Annotated in this window: 29 protein-coding genes; 28 read left to right on the top strand and 1 reads right to left on the bottom strand. The window is 42.6% G+C overall.

Annotation, left to right across the window (positions count from 1 at the left end):
* Positions 1–78 precede the first annotated feature (78 nt).
* The 13 genes from L5B90_RS09955 to L5B90_RS09895 all read left to right on the top strand — a co-directional run bounded on the left by L5B90_RS09955 (position 79) and on the right by L5B90_RS09895 (position 8,809).
* The gene (locus tag L5B90_RS09955) at positions 79–609 is read left to right on the top strand and encodes a hypothetical protein (RefSeq protein ID WP_265762837.1); all 531 of its coding nucleotides are present in this window, start codon (positions 79–81) and stop codon (positions 607–609) included.
* Positions 610–746: 137 nt separating this feature from the next.
* Positions 747–1,172, top strand: a complete 426-nt coding sequence (locus L5B90_RS09950) for a Mor transcription activator family protein (protein WP_265762836.1) — start codon at positions 747–749, stop codon at positions 1,170–1,172.
* A 90-nt stretch (positions 1,173–1,262) separates the two neighbouring features.
* Positions 1,263–1,793, top strand: a complete 531-nt coding sequence (locus L5B90_RS09945; RefSeq protein ID WP_265762835.1) for a glycoside hydrolase family 108 protein — start codon at positions 1,263–1,265, stop codon at positions 1,791–1,793.
* A gap of 2 nt (positions 1,794–1,795) precedes the next feature.
* Positions 1,796–2,041, top strand: a complete 246-nt coding sequence (locus L5B90_RS09940; RefSeq protein WP_265762833.1) for a DUF2644 domain-containing protein — start codon at positions 1,796–1,798, stop codon at positions 2,039–2,041.
* The gene (locus tag L5B90_RS09935; protein ID WP_265762832.1) at positions 2,038–2,397 is read left to right on the top strand and encodes a DUF2681 domain-containing protein; all 360 of its coding nucleotides are present in this window, start codon (positions 2,038–2,040) and stop codon (positions 2,395–2,397) included. Before L5B90_RS09940 ends, L5B90_RS09935 begins: the two co-directional genes overlap by 4 nt.
* 14 nt (positions 2,398–2,411) lie before the next feature.
* Entirely contained in the window at positions 2,412–2,567 is a 156-nt protein-coding gene (locus tag L5B90_RS09930; protein ID WP_265762830.1) for a hypothetical protein, read from the top strand.
* Positions 2,560–2,817 carry a hypothetical protein gene (locus tag L5B90_RS09925; RefSeq protein WP_265762829.1) on the top strand — a complete coding sequence of 86 codons (258 nt, stop codon included), beginning with the start codon at positions 2,560–2,562 and terminating at the stop codon, positions 2,815–2,817. Before L5B90_RS09930 ends, L5B90_RS09925 begins: the two co-directional genes overlap by 8 nt.
* Positions 2,817–3,071 (top strand): hypothetical protein, encoded by a 255-nt coding sequence (locus tag L5B90_RS09920; protein ID WP_265762828.1) that lies wholly within the window; start codon positions 2,817–2,819, stop codon positions 3,069–3,071. The genes L5B90_RS09925 and L5B90_RS09920 overlap by 1 nt, the downstream gene beginning before the upstream one ends.
* Positions 3,072–3,078: 7 nt before the next feature.
* The gene (locus L5B90_RS09915; RefSeq protein WP_265762827.1) at positions 3,079–3,582 is read left to right on the top strand and encodes a DUF1804 family protein; all 504 of its coding nucleotides are present in this window, start codon (positions 3,079–3,081) and stop codon (positions 3,580–3,582) included.
* Positions 3,583–3,685: 103 nt separating this feature from the next.
* Entirely contained in the window at positions 3,686–5,302 is a 1,617-nt protein-coding gene (terL, locus tag L5B90_RS09910; RefSeq protein WP_265762826.1) for a phage terminase large subunit, read from the top strand.
* A gap of 9 nt (positions 5,303–5,311) precedes the next feature.
* Complete coding sequence (locus L5B90_RS09905) at positions 5,312–6,931, top strand: DUF935 domain-containing protein (RefSeq protein WP_265762825.1); 1,620 nt, start codon at positions 5,312–5,314, stop codon at positions 6,929–6,931.
* Positions 6,918–8,246, top strand: coding sequence for a phage head morphogenesis protein (locus L5B90_RS09900; RefSeq protein WP_265762823.1), 1,329 nt, complete (start codon positions 6,918–6,920; stop codon positions 8,244–8,246). Before L5B90_RS09905 ends, L5B90_RS09900 begins: the two co-directional genes overlap by 14 nt.
* 143 nt (positions 8,247–8,389) lie before the next feature.
* Positions 8,390–8,809 (top strand): phage virion morphogenesis protein, encoded by a 420-nt coding sequence (locus L5B90_RS09895; protein WP_265762822.1) that lies wholly within the window; start codon positions 8,390–8,392, stop codon positions 8,807–8,809.
* Positions 8,810–8,846: 37 nt separating this feature from the next.
* Here L5B90_RS09895 and L5B90_RS09890 read toward each other — a convergent pair whose 3' ends face one another.
* A complete protein-coding gene (locus L5B90_RS09890; RefSeq protein WP_265762821.1) occupies positions 8,847–9,011 on the bottom strand; it encodes a hypothetical protein in 165 nt (54 codons plus the stop codon).
* A 43-nt stretch (positions 9,012–9,054) separates the two neighbouring features.
* Here L5B90_RS09890 and L5B90_RS09885 point away from each other — a divergent pair, with 43 nt between their 5' ends.
* From L5B90_RS09885 to L5B90_RS09815, 15 genes are all read left to right on the top strand, one after another.
* Complete coding sequence (locus L5B90_RS09885) at positions 9,055–10,122, top strand: phage protease (protein ID WP_265762820.1); 1,068 nt, start codon at positions 9,055–9,057, stop codon at positions 10,120–10,122.
* On the top strand, positions 10,122–11,039 hold the full coding sequence (locus L5B90_RS09880) for a Mu-like prophage major head subunit gpT family protein (protein WP_265762819.1): 918 nt from the start codon (positions 10,122–10,124) through the stop codon (positions 11,037–11,039). Before L5B90_RS09885 ends, L5B90_RS09880 begins: the two co-directional genes overlap by 1 nt.
* Before the next feature lie 45 nt (positions 11,040–11,084).
* Complete coding sequence (locus L5B90_RS09875) at positions 11,085–11,399, top strand: hypothetical protein (RefSeq protein ID WP_265762818.1); 315 nt, start codon at positions 11,085–11,087, stop codon at positions 11,397–11,399.
* Positions 11,400–11,401: 2 nt separating this feature from the next.
* The gene (locus L5B90_RS09870; protein ID WP_265762817.1) at positions 11,402–11,827 is read left to right on the top strand and encodes a gp436 family protein; all 426 of its coding nucleotides are present in this window, start codon (positions 11,402–11,404) and stop codon (positions 11,825–11,827) included.
* A complete protein-coding gene (locus L5B90_RS09865; protein ID WP_265762816.1) occupies positions 11,824–12,465 on the top strand; it encodes a DUF1834 family protein in 642 nt (213 codons plus the stop codon). The genes L5B90_RS09870 and L5B90_RS09865 overlap by 4 nt, the downstream gene beginning before the upstream one ends.
* Complete coding sequence (locus L5B90_RS09860; RefSeq protein ID WP_265762815.1) at positions 12,466–12,657, top strand: DUF2635 domain-containing protein; 192 nt, start codon at positions 12,466–12,468, stop codon at positions 12,655–12,657.
* On the top strand, positions 12,650–14,062 hold the full coding sequence (locus tag L5B90_RS09855; RefSeq protein WP_265762813.1) for a phage tail sheath subtilisin-like domain-containing protein: 1,413 nt from the start codon (positions 12,650–12,652) through the stop codon (positions 14,060–14,062). The genes L5B90_RS09860 and L5B90_RS09855 overlap by 8 nt, the downstream gene beginning before the upstream one ends.
* Positions 14,063–14,072: 10 nt before the next feature.
* Positions 14,073–14,447, top strand: a complete 375-nt coding sequence (locus tag L5B90_RS09850) for a phage tail protein (protein WP_265762812.1) — start codon at positions 14,073–14,075, stop codon at positions 14,445–14,447.
* Positions 14,447–14,812, top strand: a complete 366-nt coding sequence (locus L5B90_RS09845) for a hypothetical protein (protein WP_265762810.1) — start codon at positions 14,447–14,449, stop codon at positions 14,810–14,812. The genes L5B90_RS09850 and L5B90_RS09845 overlap by 1 nt, the downstream gene beginning before the upstream one ends.
* 29 nt (positions 14,813–14,841) lie before the next feature.
* Positions 14,842–15,033, top strand: coding sequence for a hypothetical protein (locus tag L5B90_RS09840; protein ID WP_265762809.1), 192 nt, complete (start codon positions 14,842–14,844; stop codon positions 15,031–15,033).
* Positions 15,034–15,085: 52 nt separating this feature from the next.
* Complete coding sequence (locus tag L5B90_RS09835) at positions 15,086–17,401, top strand: phage tail tape measure protein (RefSeq protein ID WP_265762808.1); 2,316 nt, start codon at positions 15,086–15,088, stop codon at positions 17,399–17,401.
* Positions 17,401–18,693, top strand: coding sequence for a DNA circularization protein (locus tag L5B90_RS09830; protein ID WP_265762807.1), 1,293 nt, complete (start codon positions 17,401–17,403; stop codon positions 18,691–18,693). The genes L5B90_RS09835 and L5B90_RS09830 overlap by 1 nt, the downstream gene beginning before the upstream one ends.
* 3 nt (positions 18,694–18,696) lie before the next feature.
* Positions 18,697–19,887: a phage baseplate assembly protein gene (locus L5B90_RS09825; protein ID WP_265762806.1), complete on the top strand. Its 1,191-nt coding sequence runs from the start codon at positions 18,697–18,699 to the stop codon at positions 19,885–19,887.
* A complete protein-coding gene (locus L5B90_RS09820; RefSeq protein ID WP_265762979.1) occupies positions 19,887–20,537 on the top strand; it encodes a phage baseplate assembly protein V in 651 nt (216 codons plus the stop codon). Before L5B90_RS09825 ends, L5B90_RS09820 begins: the two co-directional genes overlap by 1 nt.
* A gap of 104 nt (positions 20,538–20,641) precedes the next feature.
* Positions 20,642–20,992 carry a phage GP46 family protein gene (locus L5B90_RS09815; protein WP_265762805.1) on the top strand — a complete coding sequence of 117 codons (351 nt, stop codon included), beginning with the start codon at positions 20,642–20,644 and terminating at the stop codon, positions 20,990–20,992.
* Position 20,993 lies beyond the last annotated feature (1 nt).

Here is a 20,993-nt window from a genome sequence, read left to right as displayed (position 1 = left end):
TTTGCATAGCCCACTTTAAAAAGTGGGCTTTTTTGTGGTAGATTTCAGGTGTTTTTACCTAATTAAAGGAAATTGATAATGAAGAAATTAGTAGTTTTTGCTTTCTTCTTGCCAGCTTTAACGAATGCAAGCATTTTGAATTTACCATTATGTGATGCCAGTAATATTCAAGAAACACTAGCAGATGTATTTAAGTTGAGAGGGGATGAAACCGGTATTGATTTAACACCTAAAAGTATTGATTTTGTCAAAGAGGTTAAATTTCCAAATCAAGGAAAAGATGTAAGGGCTTGTTCTGCTATTGTTCAAGCTAATATTTATAAATTTGATACGATATACTCTATTTCCCCTTATGAAAAAGGATTTTGGGTTCAATTAGAAGATGCTCAAATTATTATGGACCAAGAAACCCTATCGAAGGGTAAAAGTCAGTTCTCAAATTCTTTAGCAGAAGATAAATTAAAATCCTTTGAGTTAGCTAAGAAACACGGCAATATGTCGGAGGCTTGTACATCTTTAAGAGTTGCAAAGCAGTTTTATTTAGATGCTAATAATGAAGATGGATATATAAAAGTGAGTGATTTACTCAAAGAGAATAATTGTAAATAACTTATCTTAAAGTTTAAGACCGCTTTCAAGCGGTCTTTTTTTATGCAAAATTTGCAAAAAATTTTCCCTAAAAGTTCATACTTTTCAAAATCCCCTTGGATAATAGCTTATGTAGAAATTATTCAGGGGGATTTTTTATGTCTGAGTTTGAAAGCATTGAACACTATTTGCCGGAAACGGTAAAAGAAATTGTCGGCGTGATTGGCTTGCCTGCAACTGAAAAGCTGATCAAGGCTTTTGGTGGTTTTTCATTTCAATTTTCCAATGGCAAAATCTATTTTGATAGATTAAAAGAAGTGTTGGGGCAAGATGATACCGTTAAACTACAAGCTTATATGGGAGCTGGGGAAGTTTATATCCCCCGTTGTGAAACCGCGTTGAGAATGCTCCGTAATCAGCAAATTTATACTGATTATTGCCAATTAACCGAGCAAAATGGCTTAAGTGGTCGATTGGCAATTATGCAACTTTGTCAAAAATACGGTGTGTGTGATCGTATTGCATGGGAAGCGGTACGTTATTTTAAACGTAAACAGACCAGTATTCAGAAAACCTTGTTTTAGGCTCTTTGTGGAACTCTTTCAACTGCTCCCCTTTACTTCGAATCGTTAGAGTCTCTTTAAATCATCATTGTATTTAAAGAGGCTTTTTTTATGACTGAACCTACCAAAACAAAGGCAACTCTTGCCGATTTTAATCTTGCGTTTGATCGCTTGCTTGGTCACGAAGGTGGTTATGTAAACGATAAACACGATAAAGGAGGTGAAACCAATTGGGGAGTAACAATCGACACGGCTCGTGCCAATGGTTATACAGGCTTAATGCGTGCAATGACTCGTGAGCAAGCCAAGCAAATCTATCTTAAAGCGTTCTGGCAACGCTACAACTGCGAAAAATTTGCCCCAGAAATTGCTTTCCAACTCTTTGATGCTGCCGTGAATCACGGATTCGGCAATGCTGCTCGTATGCTACAGCGTGCAGTGGGTGTGGCTGATGATGGTGTTATTGGCAAAATTACGTTGGCGGCGATTGAACGTCATTCCGTTGCGGATGTTGGCACGTTATTTATTGCTGAACGGGTCGAGTTTTTCACCAAGCTCAATGATTTCCCACGCTACGGTAAAGGCTGGATTCGCAGAATGGCGAACAATCTTCGTTATTTTGCCCACGATACTAAGGAGTAAAAATGAAGCAGTTTTTACTCGATCTCATCACAAACAAAGACGGCAAAGCCAGCACTACCGGTTTTATTCAGTTTATGAGCTGGTTAGTGCTATCGGGCATTTTAATTCACGCTTATGTTGCCGATAAGACGTTTATTTCCGACTGGTGGTTTGCTTATGCCGGCATTTGTGTGTTAGGCAGCCCTGCCACAAAAGGCGTGGTAAGTGCGTTAAAGCAAAAAGAACGCTCAAGGGAGGCTGAAGAATGATTACTCAACAAATTGTCGGTTTTATCGGTGTGATTGGCACAGTAATTGCCTATGCGTTTTTTAAAGTCTGGCAGTTAAAACAAGAACGTAAAAAGACAGCAACTTTAGAGGCTGAAAAGCAGCAACAAGCGGTCGAAATTCAACAAAAAAATGCAGAGGTGAAAAATGCCAAAATTCAGCAAAAACACGTTAGCGAAACTCGCCGTATTCAGCCTAGTGCCGTTGATGAGCAGTTGCACCAACACGGTTACTTCCGTAACGACAACGGGTTGCACGGCGTTCGGTCTGATTTATCCGAGTCGTGCGGACACGGCGGAAACGAAACGACAAGTGCTTGCACACAATCTGACCTATGAGGAAGTTTGCAAGAATGACATTAATTAAAAAACTGAGAAAGCGTTGGCATCAATGGCGATTTTACCGCCGCCGTCCTGACCTTGCAGAACTGCATAACGTGGTGCGTGCGGCGGTAGCACAAGGTAATCAAAATCCGGTCGGGCGAGCAAAACGGGGGCGTTATGATTGATGAGAAACTATTTCAGATCTTGCTCTCGTTTGTGATTGCTCCATTGCTTGGATTTGCGATTAAGGTGGTGTTTGACCGCATCAATCGCAATGAGCAAGCGGTTAAAGAGTTAAAAGCAGAAATGGAGAGTAAATATCAGTCGAAAGAGCTTGCTCACGAGGTTAATCGGGGCATCAGAGAGAAATTGGACGATATTTTAGACTCTATCAAAGAAGTAAACCAAAAATTAGATAAAAAGGCGGATAAGTAATGAGCCGTAAAAAACAAAAGCAGACAGATTCGGAAAAATTAGACCTGATTTTAGGTGGGTTAAATGAGCTTAACGACAAGGTGGATAAGCAAAACGAAGAAATTGAACGCTTGCACCGTGAAATTCAAGCCACCAATCGTTTAGTTAATGAAATGGCAACTAAAAACCGCAAGCAAGCCTTAATTGCCGGTGGTGTCGGCGGTGGCATTGTTGCTGTGGGTTTTGAGTTGTTACGCCTGAAATTTGGTATGTAGAGGACATATGGCACACGATGTTGAAGTACAGAAAGCCGTTCGGCAAGCCTATGTATTTGACCGCTTAAGCCTTGAAATGGCTGCTGAGCGTGCCGGTGTGTCGTTCGGTACGGCTCGCCGTTGGAAAGCTCAAGCTGAAAAAAACGGTGATAACTGGGAAAAAGCCCGTGATGTGCAAGTCATCGCAAGCGGTGGTATTGAGAATATCGCTCAAGGCTTGTTAGCCGGTTTTTTGATTAAGTACCGCACTTTGATGACGGAGCTTGAGGAAAACACGGAGATGACAACCGCTGCTAAGGTTGAGGCATTATCTGCTTTGGCTGATTCGTTTGCGAAAATGACGGCATCGAGCAAGAAGATTTTACCAAGTGTGAATGAAATTGCTACTGCATTAAAAGCGATTGAGATGTTTGCGGACAAAGTCAAACAGCGTAATCCTGCATTATTGCCTGAATTTATGCAGATTATGCAAGAACTGACGGCTGATTTTGGCAAAACCTTTAAGGGGTAAAAATGGGATTCATTTGTTTGTTAATTGCCTTTATTTTGGCATTAGAAGGCTCAAAGCATTGGGGATGTTTTTTATTTGCGGCAGTTTTATTGGCAGGTAAATAATGAATTTTAAAGATTTTAAGAAAGGTTTAGAAGCCATCCGTGCCGACTTGCAGAAATTTATTGAAGCAAGTAATGAGGGCTGGAGTGATAAAGCTGAAGATATTTTAAGCCGTCGGGAGAAAGTATTCGATCCTCAAAACGGCTTTGAATATTTTGTTTCCCATTATTTTCCGCATTATGTTCGCTCGCCGCATAAATCGCAGTTACACCATTATCTGTTTAAGCGGTTGCCGGAAATTATCCAAAGCCCGAAAAAATGCTTAGATGCGATTGCTGCCCCTCGTGGTGAGGCGAAATCGACCATTGTGTCGCAGTTGTTTGTGTTGTGGTGCTTGGTAACAAACCGCAAAAAATACGCCTTGATTGTGATGGACAGTATCGACCAAGCCTACCCGATGTTAGAGGCAATTAAGGCGGAATTAGAATTTAACAACCGCATTGGCATTGATTTTCCTGAAATTGCCGGTGTGGGGCGTGTGTGGCAGGTCGGCACAATCATTACTAAACACGACCAAAAGGTACAAGTTGCCGGTTCGGGTAAAAAGTTGCGTGGTTTGCGACACGGTGCATACCGTCCTGATTTAGTGGTGTTAGACGATATTGAAAATGACGAACAAGTCAGAAGCCCCGAACAGCGAGACAAGCTCCACAACTGGCTGAAAAAGACTGTGCTACCGTTAGGCTCTGCCGATGGCAAGTTAGATATTGTCTATATCGGCACCATTTTACATTACGACAGTGTTCTCAACCGTACTTTAGCCAGTAAAGCGTGGCACACCGCCCATTTTAAAGCGATTTTACAAATGCCCGACAATATGGCGTTGTGGGATAAGTGGGAAGAGTTTTACTTAACCGAAGGCGAATTGGTGGCTGATGCTTTTTACTCAGCGAATAAAGCGGAAATGGACAAAGGGGCGATTGTCTCTTGGGCTACTCGTCCGATTTTAGATTTAATGAAAATTCGGGCAAGGGATGGACATTCTACTTTTGACTCCGAATATCAAAACGACCCTGTTTCGGGTGATGATGCGATTTTTGCCAACAGTATCCAATATTGGACGGAATTGCCCGATGACTTGATTTATTTCGGAGCGTTAGACCCATCAATGGGGAAAGCCGGTGCAAGCCGAGACCCGAGTGCGATTTTAGTCGGTGGCTATCACCGTGAAAGCGGTAAGTTGTACGTTGTAGAAGCTCAAATTAAGAAACGTCTGCCGGATTTAATTATTGAAGATGTGATCCGCTTGCACTCGCAATACAACTGCCACCGCTGGTTTGTGGAGACGGTGCAGTTTCAGGAGTTTTTACAAACGGAACTGGTTAAACGTTCGGCACAACGTGGCAAGCCTGTGCCGGCAACGGCAACCAAGCCGAACAGCGACAAAATGTTACGGATTGAGAGCTTGCAACCGCATATCGCTAACGGCTTGATTTTGCTGCACCGCTCGCAATCGACCTTAGAGAGCCAGTTGCGGCATTTTCCAAAAGCTGACCACGATGACGGACCGGATGCGTTGGAGATGTTGTGGCGTAATGCGGTGAGTTCTTCCGCCCCGATTGAGTGGGAATCGGTAGATGATTTTGACGGTGAGTATCGCAGTAAATGGCGACACTAGGAATTTAAAATGGCAAAAAAGAAACAGAAAAAACCTGATTTAAACCCAATTAAAAATCAAAAATTGCAGACGGATTTAGCCGAAATTACCGCTACAGGTCGGGTACTCTCCGACCACCCTAGCAATTTTATTACGCCGGCAAAAATGAAAGCGATTTTTGAAGATGCGGAGAATGGCGATATTACCGCCCAGCACGAGCTATTTATGGACATTGAAGAGCGAGACAGCTCTATTTTTGCCAATATTCAAACCCGTAAGCGTGCTGTGTTGGGCGTAGATTGGTTTATAAAAGCTCCTCGCAATGCCACGCCAGCAGAAGAAAAATGGCGTGATGAAGTGGACGAATTGTTCTATCAAATCGGCAACCTTGAAGATTTGATGATGGGTTGTATGGACGCGATTGGACACGGATTTGCTGCTCTTGAAATTGAGTGGAAATTTAATGGTAAGCAGTGGTTGCCGACAGTGTTTAATCATCGCCCGCAATCGTGGTTTAAATGGGATAAACACGACAATTTACTGCTTAAAACTCCACAAAACTTTAATGGCGAACCGTTGCGTGAGTTCGGTTGGGTGGTGCATACCCATAAATCCCGCTCAACGCAGGCAGCACGCAATAACTTATTCCGCTCGTTAGCGTGGCTGTATATGTTTAAGCATTACAGTATTCACGATTTTGCTGAATTTTTAGAGCTTTATGGAATGCCGATTCGTATTGGTAAATACGGTGCGGGGGCAAGCAAGGGCGAAAAAGAAACCCTTAAGCGTGCACTGGCGGAAATCGGACACAATGCTGCAGGGATTATGCCAGAATCAATGAGTATTGAGCTGCATAATGCAGCAAATGCAGGAGTGGGTTCAGGTAATAATCCATTCTTGCAGATGGTCGATTGGTGCGAGAAATCTATTGCTCGTTTAATTCTGGGGCAAACCTTAACCAGCGGTGCAGACGGCAAAAGCTCAACCAATGCACTTGGCAATGTGCATAACGAAGTCCGCCGTGATTTGTTGGTCTCGGATGTGAAGCAGTTGGGGCAAACTTTTACCCAGCAGATTATTTTGCCGTTCTTACAAATTAACTTCGCTGGTGTTGATCCAAATCGTATTCCCACTTTTGAATTTGATACCAAAGAAACCGCAGATTTAACAGCATTTGCAGAGGCTTTACCCAAATTAGTGGATGTTGGCATGCCAATCCCTGTGCAGTGGGCTATGGATAAATTAGGTATTCCAGCAGCTCAAGAAAATGAAAAAGTGCTAAGTAGGGGCGTATTGCATACACCCCAACAACAAGCAGTCGGATTATCAGCACATTTTGCGAATAAATCCTGTGGGTGTAGATGCGGTGGAGTACATTCTCTCTCTGCTCAAACCAAAACCGGTATTAAAGAGCAAGATGTGTTAGATGATTTGGCAGATGAGGCTTTTTCTATGCCTGATTTTAATGCTCAATTTGATCCAATAACTAAAAGAGCGGTGGCGGTGTTGATGGCGTGTAGCTCTTATGATGAGGCAGCGGAAAAACTGGCGGCTGCCTATCCTGATTTAGTGAGCGAAGAACACGACCGCTATTTAGCCAATGCGTTATTTTTAGCGGATTTATTGGGGGCTGCCAATGCCGAAGGCTAATTTTGTGATTGGGCTTGAGCCGAAGCAAGCGATTGAATATTTATACCAAAAAAGGTTACTTGCAAGCAAAGTGTTTAAGTCGGAGCTGTTTGATTCAGCTTTAGGGCGAGCCACTACGATTAGTAAATTAACCAGCCTTGAAATGACTCGTGATATTTACGAATCCATGGAAAAGGCTCGTCGTGAAGGAAAATCCTTTAATGAGTGGAAGAAAACGCTAGTTAGTGAATTTGAACGGAAAGGCTGGGTGTATGGACACGATAAGGCGATTAGTCGTGGCATTGACGGTAAATTGCTTGCCGACCCGAAAACTGGTGAACATTTCGGTACGCCTCGCCGTTTAAATACGATTTATCGCACTAATATGCAACAGGCGTATTCGGCGGCTCGTTATCAGCGGTATATGGAGAATGTGGATAATCGCCCTTATTGGCAATATTCAGCGGTGGGCGACCAACGCACCCGCCCTGCTCATCAAGCGTTAAACGGCAAAATTTATCGTTATGACGATCCGTTTTGGGCAACATTTTACCCGCCCAACGGCTTTAATTGCCGTTGTACCGTGATTGCACTGGGTGAGCGTGATTTAAAACGTAAAGGGATTGATGAGATCGGCAGTAGTGAGCCGTTTTTGGTTAAGGCAAAACGCCCGAAAGACAAACTTGGCAATCAAGAGGAGACGATTGGTTTTAAACTGCCTGATGGTACGGTGCGATTGGCGGATAAAGGCTTTGATTACAATGTGGGGCGCCTAACCTACAAGCCGAATTTGGATTTATATCCTGAAAAGCTGGCACATCAGTTTGCGAAGGCGGAGATGAGTGGGGGGGAGTTTAAGTCTGATTATGCAAAATTAGAGAAGGCATATTTATCTGAAAAAGCCAAATTAGGAATTGAGAAAAAAATTACCAACAAAGATATTTTGCAAAAGGTTGAGCTGACTATTACCAAAAATTTTAAATTTGCTGCCGGTATTATAAATGCCAAAGATAAAGAACTTATTGGTTCAAATTCAGCTACCGTTTGGTTATCCGACGAATCTTTGGTTAAGCAATTTAATAGCCGACTAGACGATCCCTATTTTACCGTTGAAACTTATCAAGATATGCCCGATGTGCTTAATTTGGCAGACAATATCTTTAAGAACGGGAATACTTACATTTTTGTAAAGCATTTTGATGAGTTGAAAAATTATGTTGTGTTTGTGAAACAAATAAAACATACCGATGAATGGTTTATGGTTTCAGCAAGATTACAAAATAAATCTGAATGGGATATCGAAAGAAAGAGTAGAAAGTACGAGGCTATCAGGTAAGGCTCCCAGCACTTACGTTACAGCTCTACTTGCACTGTTTCAGCAAGACGGCTCCTGCGGGGGAGATTCATCAGGCGGAGTCAAATAGCCTCAGTGTGAATATACCCCCGTTTATTTTAAAAATCAACTCAGATGGTTAAAAAATGATTGAAATCCAAATTAACGGTATAGATGAGATTGTTGCCACGCTTAATCGTATTTCGGCTAGAACCAAAGATAAAAGCGACTTAATGCGGAATATCGCAGGCATAATGGAGTCGGCGGTGCTAACTAATTTTGATGAAGGCGGTCGCCCAAAATGGCTCGGTATTAAGCATCGACAAGGCACTCCGCTTGTAGATACTGAAAACTTGATGAACAGTATTACTAGTGATTACGATAACGATTCGGCAGTAGTCGGCACAAATGAGCCTTATGCCGCTATCCATCAATTCGGTGGAATGGCTGGTCGAGGGCGGAAAGTGGAAATTCCTGCCCGCCCATTTTTGCAGCTTACATCACAAGATGAAAAAACTATTTTGGATGATGTTCAAGAATATTGGCAAAATCTACTCAATAAATAATCCAAAATAAAGCCCCTAAATCGCTCGTGATGGCGATTTAGATTTTATTGGTGCGATTTATCATTTCTCCTTTTTTAAAAATTTTTAAAGTGGTTTTAAAACGTTTTAAAATGGTTTTTATTTCCTTTCCAATACAAGCGGTTACTTTTTTATAAAAATTTGCAACTTGTGGAAGTTGCTCCCCGCTTTTCTTCTTTCTCATTTCTTTATTCTCTAATCTCAATAATTTGTGTTGAGGTGTTTTTGTGTTTACGCAGAAATTCAAATTAAACCCGATTGCGTGCAGTTTTCAACTTGAGCAAGAAGTGAATGGTCGTATTCAGCTTTTTCCTTATGGTTGGTTCTATCCGCAAGATGGGCGTGATGGAGGTTGGTATGTAGATGACACAAACGGTTATCAGCTTGCTGATGACATCAATAATTTGCAAATCCAACTGATGATCGATTATGAGCATCAAACCCTTTATGTAGCAACTAATGGCAAGGGCAACCCTGCCGCGGGCTGGATGGTAAAAGCGGAATATATTTCGGGGAAAGGTATTTTTGTTGAGGTGAAGTGGACGAAAAAAGCCACCACTGAAATTAAAAATGGTGAGTACCGTTATCTTTCCCCACTGTTTTTAGCGGATAAGTCGGGGCGTGTAATTAAGGTGTTAAATGCCGCTTTAACTAATCGTCCTGCTTTACACAATCTTGCCGAAGTAGTGGCAACTTCAAGCCAGTTTGCTCATTACCTAGAACCTAGCGAGGACAATTCTCAAATGAAAGAACTCTTAATTAAATTATTTGCATTGTCGGCAAATGCAACCGATGAGCAGATTACCGAAAAGCTGACCGCATTGGATAAAGCCAAAGGCGATAGCCCTGTGGCGTTGAGCGATGTGTATGCTGAGCTTGCTAAAGAGCAAGGTCAAGTTGTGGCACTGTCGGCAAAAGTGAATAACCCCGACCCTGCTAAATATGTAGCGTTAAGTGATTTACAAGCGGTGCAAACTGAGCTGAATGGCTTAAAGCAACAAATGAACGACAAAGAGCGTGATGACTTAATTAAAAGTGCGTTATCAGACGGTCGTTTATTGCCAGCTCAAAAACAATGGGCGGAAGATTTAGGCAAGCAGAATTTAGTGGCATTATCAAACTTTTTGAAAACCGTTACTCCTACCCCTGCGTTAAATGGTACACAGTCGGGCGGTGAAGATCCGAATAAAGGTGCGGAGAAAGTGGCTTTATCGGCTGCGGAAATTGCAACTGCTAAGACGTTAGGCTTAACCCCTGATGAATTTGCTCAAAAATACAAAGAGGAAGCGAAGTAATGTTTAAAAAATCAGAATTATTACAAGCCTTAGATACGGCTTTTAAAAAAGAATTTGGTGCGGGTTTAGCTTTAATTAAACCGCAATGGGGAATGGTAGCGATGAAGATTAGTTCATCAACTAAAACCAATACTTACGGCTGGTTAGGGCAATTCCCGAAAATGCGTGAGTGGGTGGGTAAACGCCAAATCAAGAAAATGCAAGCAGAAGCGATGTCGATTGAGAATAAAACCTTTGAATCGACAGTCAGTGTGGCTCGTACCGATATTGAAGATGATCAGGTGGGTTTGTTTACTCCTATTGTGCAGCAAGCTGGTCAAAGTGCGGCGGAATTGCCGGATGACTTAGTGTTTAGTTTATTGGCAAAAGGTAAATCCACACTTTGCTATGACGGGCAGAACTTTTTTGACACAGACCACCCTGTTTATGAAAACGTGGACGGTACAGGCACAAGCAAAATCCAAAGCAATATTACCACCGGTGCTGCAAGCGGTAAGCCTGCGTTTTATATTTTAGATGATACCAATGCGATTAAGCCGTTAATTTGGCAAGAACGCACTAAGCCTGAAATTGAAACGAAGTTTGATCCTTCAAAATCCGATACCGTATTTATGGAAGATGAATATTTGTGGGGTGTGCGTGCTCGTGGTAATGCCGGTTTCGGCTTTTGGCAGCTTATCCACCGTGTAGAAAACTCAGAGCTGAATGCAGAAACCGTAATGGCAGTTATCGCTAAGATGCGTATGCTCAAAGGAGATGGCGGCAAGTTGCTGAATATCCGTCCAAGCACCATTTTAGTGCCGCCTGCTCTTGAATATGCGGCTCGCCAGTTGGTTGAGGCAGATATTATTAACGGCACAAGCAATCCGTTAAAAGGTGTGCTGAAAGTCGCAGTTTCTGCTCAGATTGCAGAATAACAAGTTAATCGGGCGTAGCAATACGCCCATTTTGAGAGGATACAAATGGCTAGAAAACCTAAAAATGAGGATGAAACCTTGAACACAAAGGAAAACACTCCTCCTGAAGACGAAGTTAAGGCTGACGAGCAACCACAACCACCAGAAGGTGAAACAAAAACTGACGGTGCAGTGATTGACCCTATCGCCTTTGAAATCACGCTCAAAAGCCACCACCCGCAAGCGACCTATGGGCGTTGCGGCTACCGTTTTAACAAAGAAACGGCGGTAGAAATCCCTCGTGAAGCCTTAACCGGTGAGCAGATTATAACGCTTGCGGAAGATCCGTATTTGGAATTTGTACCGGTAGTTGAGGCATAGCGATGTACGCTCAGGTTGATGACTTTGTACTGCGGATTGGTGAGCGTGAAAGCATTGAATTAACCGACCGTGAAATGCAAGGTGTGGTGGATGAAGATTTACTGCAAGTAGCATTAGCTGATTCATCCAGCCAAATTGACGGCTATTTAAGTGGTCGTTATAAGCTCCCGTTAGCGACTGTGCCACATAACTTAGTGCGGATTTGTTGTGATTTGGCTCGCTACCACTTAACCAGTAAATCGTCTGTAACGATGACGGAAGAAGTGGAAAATCGCTACAAGTTTTGCTTGAAAGAGCTGGAAAACATCTCAAAAGGCGTGGTTTCGTTGAGTTTGGATGAAGAGGCTGCCGCTGAATCGGCTGATGGCGAAAACACGGTACAGTTTTTCAATGGCGGCAATCGTATTTGGGAGCGAGACCGTAGATGATTAGCAAAATTGAGCAAGCCTTGATTGACCGTTTGGAGTTAGGTTTAGGCAAGATGGTGTATTCCGTTGCCGGTTATGCCGGAGAGATTAACGATGAGCAGTTAGATGTTCGCCGTTTGCCGGCTTGCCTTGTCTCTTACGGTGGCTCGGCGTTCGAGGCTAAATCAATGGGGGCAAGAGGTAAACGCTATCAAACCACCGATGTGTTTGTGGTGTTAGTGATTACCCGTTCAATGCGAAATCAAACCGCAGGGCGTTTAGGTGGGGTAACAAGCCGAGAGGTGGGGGCGAATCAGCTATTGGGTGCAGTTAAAACCTTGCTGATTAACCAGACCTTAGGCGGTTTAGTCCACCCTGTCCAGCCTAAACGAATCCGCACAATTTGGAATAATGCGGAAGTGAAGAAAGAGAAGCTCTCTGCCTATGCTATTGAGTTTGAAATCAGCTACAACGAGTGCGATGTGCTTGATGATGGCAGATTCCCGGAAGGGGTTGAGCCGAATGAACAAGTCTTTAAGCAGTATCAAGGCAAGTTAGACCAACCATTAGGCAATTTATCGGGCTTTAATAATCGGGTTTTTGACCCGAATAACAATGCCGAAACGGCATTTAGAACAGAATTTAAGGATGGTGATTAGATGTTAAAAGTGAAAGCCGCTAAAGGGGGGCGAGTGCCAGTTGAAGGCAGACCGCACAACTATATTGAACAAGATGCAGTAGAGGTGGAAAACACCCTTTACTACCAACGCCGCATTGCCGATGGTGATTTAATTATCGTGAAAGGCAATGAGCCTAAAAGTACAAAAGATAAAGGGGTAAACAATGGCTAAAATCGAATTTGAGAAAATCCCGAATAGTATTCGTAAGCCCAGTGTGCTGACCGAATATAACAATAAAGATGCAGTAACCACTTTGCCGACCAATGAGCAAGAAGTTTTGATTATTGCCCCGATGATTGAAGGAGAAACTGCCTTTACTGCTCCGCATAAGTTGTTTAGTGATAAAGAAGCAGAAGATTTATTTGGTGCAGGCTCAACCGCTCACTTGATGGTACGTCAAGCAATCCAAAATAACTCGCTAATCCGCTTAACGGTGGTAGGTTTAAAAGACCACGATGCTGGTATTGCGGCAGTAGGTAAAGTGACTTTTACCGGTACAGTGACTTATGCCGGTGTCGTTTCCCTTACGATTGCAGGGACAGCGTATGAAGTCGCAGCGGCTAAGGGCGAAGAAGCTCAAGCGGTGGTGGCTCGTTTGGTGAATGTGATTAACGGCTCAAGCCTTAGCCCTGTAATAGCAAGTATTGAAACCGATACTACATTGAAATTAACGGCTAAAGTGAAAGGTGAAATCGGCAATGAAATTACCCTTGCAGCTAAAAACACGGCAAAAGACTTGCATTTAGAAGTCACTGCCTTTGCCGACGGTCAGCGTAATGCTCAAATTGCACCAGCATTGGCAAGTGTTGCCGGTACGCATTACAACGTGATTATTTCGCCGTTTTCAGACGATGAAAATGCTCTGGCATTGCGTAGCCATTTAGAATCTGTTTCTGCCCCGATTGAAGATAAACCGGCTATCGGTGTAATGGGTTGGCGTGGTACTTATGCCACCGGCACAACCTTAACCGCAAGCCTAAATAGCGAACGCATTATTGTCGGTTGGTATAAAGGAGCAACCGAATCAAATGCGATGATTGCAGCCGGATTGGGAGCGGTGATTGCAGGCGAAGAAGATCCAGCTCTCCCATTGAATACTCTTGAAATTAAAGGCTTAACAGTGGTGGATGACTCGCAAAAGCCGTTATTTACTGAGGTAAACCAAGCGTTATATCACGGTTTAAGTCCGATTGAGGTGGTGGCAAGCCGTGTGCAGATTACCCGTGCGATTACCACTTACACCAAAAATGTGACCAATACGGACGACCCGAGCTATTTGGATTTAACCACAATTCGCACACTCGACTATGTGCGTAAGGCAATTCAAACCCGTCAGCGTTTGCGTTTCCCTCGTGCGAAAAATTCGCATCGTATTGTGGCGAAAGTGCGTTCGGAAATTTTAGATGTGCTTTACCAGCTCGAAGGCGAAGAGGTGATTGAAAACGTGGAGGCGTGGAAATCTCGCTTATTGGTGGTGCGTAATACTCAAGACCCGACTTACTTGGATTTAGAAATCCCTGCTGATGTGGTTAATGGTTTACACGTTATCCGTAACAAAATTACGTTAATTTTATAGGGGGTATTAGATGTCGATTGTTTATGAAGGCTCGTGTGTGCTTGAGGTGGATGGCGTTGAGATTGAAATTACCAAACTTGATGTAAAAACCGTAACCGGTCGTAAGCTGGTGAAAACAATGAATAGCTCCGGGCGTGCTCGTGGTTATTCACAGGGTATCGCTGAATATACCCTTTCAGTTACTGCGGTTGAACCACAAGATGGCACAGTGATTGATTGGGATAATATCAAAAATGCAAAACTTACCAAATACCCGTTGGATAACAGTGAAAAACGTACTTCTTATTTGGGTTGTTTTACTACCGATGTAGGAGAATCTTACACGGTGGATGGCGAATCTACTCGTGATATTCAGTTAAACGCGTTGCGTAAGGTGCAAGAATAATGAAAGTTACCCTACTTGGTTTTGAACATAATGGCGTAATCTACCGTGATTGCACGGTGCGATTATTGACAATGGGGGGGCAATGCACCGCTCAAGAAATGGTGGCTGATTTAGACATTGAAGAAAGCTCGGAAGCCTTATCAAAGCGTGAACAAACGTTGGTGGATATGGCTTATCTTTCTCAACAAGTGAGCTTTGATGGCTTAGATAAAGAAACCGTTACCGCTCAATTTTTGTTTGATAATCTTGCCACTGATGATTACTGGACGTTGATTGAGGCAACGTTGGAACTACGAAAAAAGCGGTTAGAAAATGGGGCGAGCCAAAGCGAGAGCGAAAGCCCAGTAAATCCCGATTTGGCGTAGCGGAAGCCTTTAAGCAGTACCGACAAGCGGTGATTTTACTCTCAAAATTTGCAATTACCGCCGAGCAAGTATGGCAAATGCCATTGCTTGAAGTGTTTGCGTGGATTGAGAGCTACTTAGAGAGCGAAGGAGTGAAAACACCACATGGCCCAATGGGTGCAAACAATTCAGAAGTGAAACACGAAAGTTATATCTTTACTCGGCGTGGCAAAATTGAATAGGGGCGGAAGCCCCTTTTTTGTACTTTAAAATCATTTTAAAGAGACTTTAAAAATGGCAAAAAATATGAAAGTGCAACTGGAGTTATCAGCTAAAGATAATGCTTCAGTCGTTCTTAAACAAGCTGCCAAGAGTGCGGAAAAGACGTTTAAAGATACCGAGCGTGCAGCACAACAAAGTGGAAATGCACAAGAGCAATCTGTACAACGAGCAGCTAATGCAACTCAAGCTGCAAATAAAAAGATTGAGCAGAGCTATCGTAATGCCCGTAAAGTGGCTGCGGATGTAGCCAAAGCCCGTGAAACGTTAGGAGTTCGGTCTGAAAATGCGATCCAGAGAGAAATCAATCAAACCCGTGCAGCCTATGAGCGTTTAAAACGCTCAGGGGTTGCATCACAAAATGAGCTACGTCGTGCTTCAGAAGCTACCAAAAACCGAGTGAGAGAACTAAATGCAGAGTTAGGTAAAACAAGTTTTGGGGATAAAGCAGGTAGTTTTGGGCGTGGTTTGATGAGCGTAGGGGCTGGTGTTATGGCAGGAGCTGCGGTAGTTAGCCAGCCAGCTAGAAACCAGATGAGTTTTGATCGCCGATTAGCTATGGTGGCAAATACTGCCTTTGCAGAGCGTGATGTAAAAGGACGTATTGAAGGTAAGAAAGAACTGTTTGATGCCGTGCAGAAAGCAGTTGAAGTCGGAGGTGGATCAAAAGAAGAAGCCTTAGCTTCTTTAGATAAATTGCTTGCATCTGGTGCAGTTTCGGCTGAAACAGCAATGAACTTGTTACCAACATTACAGAAAGGGTCGGTGGCAACTGGAGCAACGCCTGAAGATATGGCAAGTATTGCAATCTCAGCAATGCAGCAGTTTGGTATTCAAGAAGCAGATATTGGGCGAGTGCTTGATATGGCTGTTGCTGCTGGACAAGCGGGTAACTTTGAGCTTGCGGATATGGCTCGCTGGCTACCGCAACAAATGGCAGCGGCAAAATCTATCGGCTTACAAGATTTAGAGGGTTTTGAAACTTTACTTGTTGCAAATCAGCAAGCACGAGTAACTGCGGGAACAAGTGATGAGGCTGGTAATAACCTTGTCAATCTATTAGCGAAAATTACTGCCAAAGAAACGAAAGATCGCCTTGAAAAATTAGAATATAAGGATAAAAACGGAAAGATTAAATCTATTGATTATATGAAATCAATGGAGCATTACAAAGGTAAAGGGCAAGATTCTTTACAAGCATTTATGTCGGTTATTGAAGATACTGTTGTCAACAATGATCAATATAAAAATTTGCAACAACGTTTAAAAACAGCTAAAGGCGAAGAAGCGAAGAAACTGTTAGATCAGATGACTGATTTGATTGAGGCGTCTGCTATTGGGCAGGTTATCTCTGATAGACAAGCAGTTATGGCTTTAGTCGCCATTCGTAATAATAAAGAGCTTGGTGAAGCCGTTAGAAAGGATGTAAAAAATAGTGATGGAGCGGTTGAAACATCTCATGCTGTAGTTCGTGATACAGCAGATTACAAGACAGACGATCTAAAAAATACCGCTGAATTTGCTCAGATGAAAAATTTTGAAAAAGTGAATAATGTTCTCGGAGATTTAAGCCAACAGCTAACGAATTATGCTAAAGAATACCCCAATCTCACTGAATATTTAGTAGGAGCAAAAGATGCAGTATTTACTTTCGGGGCGGCATTGGCTGCGTCAAGTTTAATGGATTTATTAACTGGAAAATTTGGTGGAAAAAATGGTAAAGGCTCTTTAGTAAGTAGTGCGATTGATCTTGCCACTAGTCGTAAGGGGCTTAAATTTGGGTTGGGTAGTTTAGCTGCAACAGGTGTTGGTTTTGGTCTGTATGGTGCTGCTGAAGGTCGTATCACTTATGCGGCAAAATCTGAAGCGGATAGAGAGAAATATGCCGATGCGGCAAAAAAATTCCATCAATCTATTCAACCTAAAGTAACACAAACCTTTAAATATGGCATACCAGCAGATACTCAGCCACCGCTTAAACCATATCACGGTGGTTATATTATTGCAGAGAGATTACAAGATAATGAAATTGCAAAAGAACGCCTTAAACAAGGCACATTGACAACGGAAGAGCTTAAGGCTCGTACAGAACGAAATCAATCTATTATTCAAGGGGTAATTAAACCGCAAGTCGATTCCGTTACCCAAACATTATCAACTTATCAAGCCGACTTTCAGGCATTCGGAGCAACGATTTCAGCAGGATTAGAAGCAGGCTTAGCCGCTCAATCTCATACGATAGCAAACCAAATTACAGTCGAGCTGGACGGCTCGGTGGTGGCTGAAAAAGTGGCTGAGTATCAGTTTAAGTTTAACAAAAGGATGGCGTAATGAGTGGTTGGACAATGCCTATTCAGCAGGCTAGTTTTAAAGGGGTACGTTTTGATGTGCTTGCGGTGGATGACAGCTTTGAGCGAGCAGTAATTGAACACGCTTACCCTTTTGTGAATGGGGCTGATTTAGAGGATATGGGGCTAAACACCCAAACTATTCGGCTGCAAGCGGTCTTTTTTGGTTCAAGTTATTATACGGATTATATCCGTTTACTTTCGGTTTTACAGCAAAAAGGAGCGGATGTTTTAGTCCACCCTATTCGTGGACGTTTACCAAATATGTTGTTGGTATCCGCTAATGTGCATACCGATGCCGAAAATATCAATTATGTTGCGTTAGATTTGACCTTTAAAGAGGCAACCGAAATGCAGCCAATTTTTGCCTTTGAAGATTCGCTGATTTCCAAGATCGATAAATTGCTATTGGATTTAGAACAACTTTTTGATGATGGACTTTCCTTTTGGAATAGCGTGTCATCGCTTGATTTGAAATCTCGTCTGCTAGGGCTTTGGGGGGCGTTATTTGCAACATTTGAAGCAATCAGAAATCTATTTGATTTCGATAAAAAGAAATACCGTATTGCATCATCAACATCTCCACGAACTTATCTTAATGATGGACTTGGTGCTTTAACTCAGTTAAAAGAGATGATGAATAATGGGATTCAAGGGCGTGCAGACTTAGCCACTTTATCATTTAAATCACAGTTTTTAAATATTACCGATGCGGTTGATAACTCTCAAGCGATTGTCGGCAAAGTTACTAAAGATGAAGGATTTAATCGTTCAAAAACGGTAAAACTGCTTAGTTCTGATGTGATTGAACTTAGTGTTATGGTGGATCTAATTGCAACATCAAAGCTTATTAAAGTTTTAGTTGAGTTAATTGAAGAGCAAGAAGATGATTTACTTATTAGTGATTTAGAACTGATGAACCAAACGGTACGTGAACATTGCCTAAATATCATTAATAAACTACGTGAACAGCAGAAATATGCTCAAAAAGGGAAAGTAAGCGATAAAACCAAATCAGTTTATGAAACTGCTGAGCAAACTATCAATACTATTCGAGATATTGCTCATCAATTTACGACAATGGTGCTTGCCGTCATCAATCAGAAGCCACCACTTATCGTTAAAATGGTCGCAGAAAGTGGTACTGTGCATAAGGTAGCACATCATTTTTATGGGGACTATAGCCGTTCTGATGAGTTGCTACGCCTTAATCCACAGATCCACCAGCCCAACTTTATTGAGCGTGGCACATTGTTAAATTGTTATTCGGAGTAGGCAATGTTTGAGAATGAGATTGTAGTGGAGATTGACGGTTCACAGCATAAAAATTGGAAAAGCTATGATATTGACAGTGATTTTTTAATCCCTGCCGATAGTTTTAATTTTGAGTTGGGGAAATCTAGCAAGTTGGAAGTTCTGCCAAATTACTCAGGTAAAACGGCAGTAGTAAAAATCAACGGTGAAACGGTTTTAACTGGCATTGTAGATACTACATACCACTCTATAAGCAAAAGCGGACGTGATTTTAGCCTGAATGGACGTGATAAAGCCTCTATTTTGGTGGATTGCTCTGCACCAATTACCAATGTGCAAGGACTATCCTTGCTTGATGCGGTTAAAAAAATTGTAAATCCGCTTGGGATTAAAGAGGTACAGCTTAAAGCCGAGAAAAACCCAACTCTAAGCAAGGTCGATATTGATGTAGGCGAATCAGCGTGGGAGGCAATTATGCGGTGTGCTAACTCTGCTGGTTTGCATTGCTGGTTTGATCCGAAAGGCGTTTTGATTGTCGGCGGTGCGGATTATGCCCAGCCGCCTGTCGCCACGCTATATTGCGTGAAAGAATCTGGGGATACCCGCAAAAATAACTTTGTGGATGCTACGCTTTCTTATGATGTGTCGCAAAGTTATTCAGAGGTAACTTTTCTCGCTCAAAAACACGGCAAGGATTCTGACAATGCCAAGCACGACTTTAAGTGGGTGTATAAAAATGACGAGATGGACTTATACAAGCCAAAAACGATTGTATTGGGCGATGTGGAAAATCTCGAAGCTCTGATGAAACAGGCGAAAAAGCAGGTATCAGATTGGCAGTTAGAGTCATTTAGCCTCACGATTGTTGTGCCAGACCATAAAACCCAAGACGGTACGCTGTGGCAAGCAGGGCAACGGGTTCACGTTGTATGCGAAGAGTACGATTTAGATGGCATATTCTTTCTGATGGGGCGGCGTTTTCGGCTCTCTCGTAGTGGTGGCACAACCACCGAACTGCGGTTAAAACTAGATGGCGTCTGGACTCCAGATGCTTATCAAGCCAAAGCTGAAGAAGCCCGCAAGCGTAAGGGTAAGAAAGGAGATAAAGCATCGAAAGAGAAAGTGAAAAAAACGAAAAAGGCTAAAAAAGCTAAAAAGGGACGTAAAACAAAACAACCTGTTGAGATTGTAGGTTCTTGGGAATTAGGACAATGATGAGAAAACTGGCACAACAAACAAAAGCAGTTGCAAAAGGCGTACAAGATAGTATGCGTATTGCTTTTAGGGGAGTATTAAATTTAGTTAAAAGCGGCAGTGACATTCAGCAAGTGCAGGTATCGGGTTTGGCTGATGAGACTATCCAAGACTTAGAGTTAATGCAGCACTTTGGTTTTACCTCTGTGCCACCATCTGGCACGCAAGCGGTTGTTATTCCGTTAGGCGGTAAAACCACGCACGGCATTATTGTGGCGACTGAAAACGGCTCATTTAGGGTCAAAAATCTGAAAAATGGTGAGGTGGCGATTTATGATTCTAGCGGCTCAACTATCATTTTAAAAAATGGACGGGTAATTGATATTGAGTGCGATAGCTTTAACGTTAATTGCAAGCAATATCAGGTTACAGCAACAGATGGAGCGAATTTTGTTACACCAAAACTTGAAACCGATCAGCAGTTTGTATCTCAAGGGAAAATCAGCGGCAATGGTGGAATGACTGTACAAGGTGGAACGGGAGCAAGTTTTAGTGGCAATGTTACGCAAAAAGGCGGTAGTTTTACGACGGATGGCGATGTAACTGCTGGCTCAACCTCCCTTAAAAACCATACCCATCAAAATGATGGACGTGGCAGACCAAATGCTTAATTTCAAGCGGTTATTTTTTGCAAAATTTTTGCAGAATCTAACCGCTTGTGGCTGTGGAACTCCTTCCCCCTTATTCCTTTCTTTAATCTCTCTATCCTTGCAATATGGACAGAGAAATCAGCCCGCTCACTCGGGACTATACAAGTGAAAAAATAGATACACTGCAAAATGCTGTGTATATCCGATTAACAACTCCTAAAGGCTCGTGGTGGGCAGATGGGCGTGTAGGTTCTTTGCTCCATCTTATTCAACGAGAAAAAGATTTAAGCCGTGTGGGGCTGTTAGCCCAGCAGTATGCCGAGGAAGCGTTGCAGCCGATTATTGATGATGGTCGTGCCAAAAGTATTACGGTAACGCACGAGCAGCCAAAAGATGGTTCTTTAAATCTTTTCATCTCCGTTATTGATAATCGTGGGGTTAAATTTGAGTTTAAATACCCTGTAAAACTGGTTTAGG

It is taken from the genome of Avibacterium sp. 20-129, from assembly GCF_026226845.1.
Lineage (GTDB): Bacteria > Pseudomonadota > Gammaproteobacteria > Enterobacterales > Pasteurellaceae > Avibacterium.
Note: the sequence above shows the minus strand (reverse complement) of the source record. Positions and strands in the feature narration are given on the sequence as shown.

Coding starts and splice junctions, on each gene's coding strand:
- L5B90_RS09955 (WP_265762837.1), top strand. CDS start 79: ATGAAGAAATTAGTAGTTTTTGCTTTCTTCTTGCCAGCTTTAACGAAT.
- L5B90_RS09950 (WP_265762836.1), top strand. CDS start 747: ATGTCTGAGTTTGAAAGCATTGAACACTATTTGCCGGAAACGGTAAAA.
- L5B90_RS09945 (WP_265762835.1), top strand. CDS start 1,263: ATGACTGAACCTACCAAAACAAAGGCAACTCTTGCCGATTTTAATCTT.
- L5B90_RS09940 (WP_265762833.1), top strand. CDS start 1,796: ATGAAGCAGTTTTTACTCGATCTCATCACAAACAAAGACGGCAAAGCC.
- L5B90_RS09935 (WP_265762832.1), top strand. CDS start 2,038: ATGATTACTCAACAAATTGTCGGTTTTATCGGTGTGATTGGCACAGTA.
- L5B90_RS09930 (WP_265762830.1), top strand. CDS start 2,412: ATGACATTAATTAAAAAACTGAGAAAGCGTTGGCATCAATGGCGATTT.
- L5B90_RS09925 (WP_265762829.1), top strand. CDS start 2,560: ATGATTGATGAGAAACTATTTCAGATCTTGCTCTCGTTTGTGATTGCT.
- L5B90_RS09920 (WP_265762828.1), top strand. CDS start 2,817: ATGAGCCGTAAAAAACAAAAGCAGACAGATTCGGAAAAATTAGACCTG.
- L5B90_RS09915 (WP_265762827.1), top strand. CDS start 3,079: ATGGCACACGATGTTGAAGTACAGAAAGCCGTTCGGCAAGCCTATGTA.
- terL (WP_265762826.1), top strand. CDS start 3,686: ATGAATTTTAAAGATTTTAAGAAAGGTTTAGAAGCCATCCGTGCCGAC.
- L5B90_RS09905 (WP_265762825.1), top strand. CDS start 5,312: ATGGCAAAAAAGAAACAGAAAAAACCTGATTTAAACCCAATTAAAAAT.
- L5B90_RS09900 (WP_265762823.1), top strand. CDS start 6,918: ATGCCGAAGGCTAATTTTGTGATTGGGCTTGAGCCGAAGCAAGCGATT.
- L5B90_RS09895 (WP_265762822.1), top strand. CDS start 8,390: ATGATTGAAATCCAAATTAACGGTATAGATGAGATTGTTGCCACGCTT.
- L5B90_RS09890 (WP_265762821.1), bottom strand. CDS start 9,011: ATGAGAAAGAAGAAAAGCGGGGAGCAACTTCCACAAGTTGCAAATTTT.
- L5B90_RS09880 (WP_265762819.1), top strand. CDS start 10,122: ATGTTTAAAAAATCAGAATTATTACAAGCCTTAGATACGGCTTTTAAA.
- L5B90_RS09875 (WP_265762818.1), top strand. CDS start 11,085: ATGGCTAGAAAACCTAAAAATGAGGATGAAACCTTGAACACAAAGGAA.
- L5B90_RS09870 (WP_265762817.1), top strand. CDS start 11,402: ATGTACGCTCAGGTTGATGACTTTGTACTGCGGATTGGTGAGCGTGAA.
- L5B90_RS09865 (WP_265762816.1), top strand. CDS start 11,824: ATGATTAGCAAAATTGAGCAAGCCTTGATTGACCGTTTGGAGTTAGGT.
- L5B90_RS09860 (WP_265762815.1), top strand. CDS start 12,466: ATGTTAAAAGTGAAAGCCGCTAAAGGGGGGCGAGTGCCAGTTGAAGGC.
- L5B90_RS09855 (WP_265762813.1), top strand. CDS start 12,650: ATGGCTAAAATCGAATTTGAGAAAATCCCGAATAGTATTCGTAAGCCC.
- L5B90_RS09850 (WP_265762812.1), top strand. CDS start 14,073: ATGTCGATTGTTTATGAAGGCTCGTGTGTGCTTGAGGTGGATGGCGTT.
- L5B90_RS09845 (WP_265762810.1), top strand. CDS start 14,447: ATGAAAGTTACCCTACTTGGTTTTGAACATAATGGCGTAATCTACCGT.
- L5B90_RS09835 (WP_265762808.1), top strand. CDS start 15,086: ATGGCAAAAAATATGAAAGTGCAACTGGAGTTATCAGCTAAAGATAAT.
- L5B90_RS09830 (WP_265762807.1), top strand. CDS start 17,401: ATGAGTGGTTGGACAATGCCTATTCAGCAGGCTAGTTTTAAAGGGGTA.
- L5B90_RS09825 (WP_265762806.1), top strand. CDS start 18,697: ATGTTTGAGAATGAGATTGTAGTGGAGATTGACGGTTCACAGCATAAA.
- L5B90_RS09820 (WP_265762979.1), top strand. CDS start 19,887: ATGAGAAAACTGGCACAACAAACAAAAGCAGTTGCAAAAGGCGTACAA.
- L5B90_RS09815 (WP_265762805.1), top strand. CDS start 20,642: ATGGACAGAGAAATCAGCCCGCTCACTCGGGACTATACAAGTGAAAAA.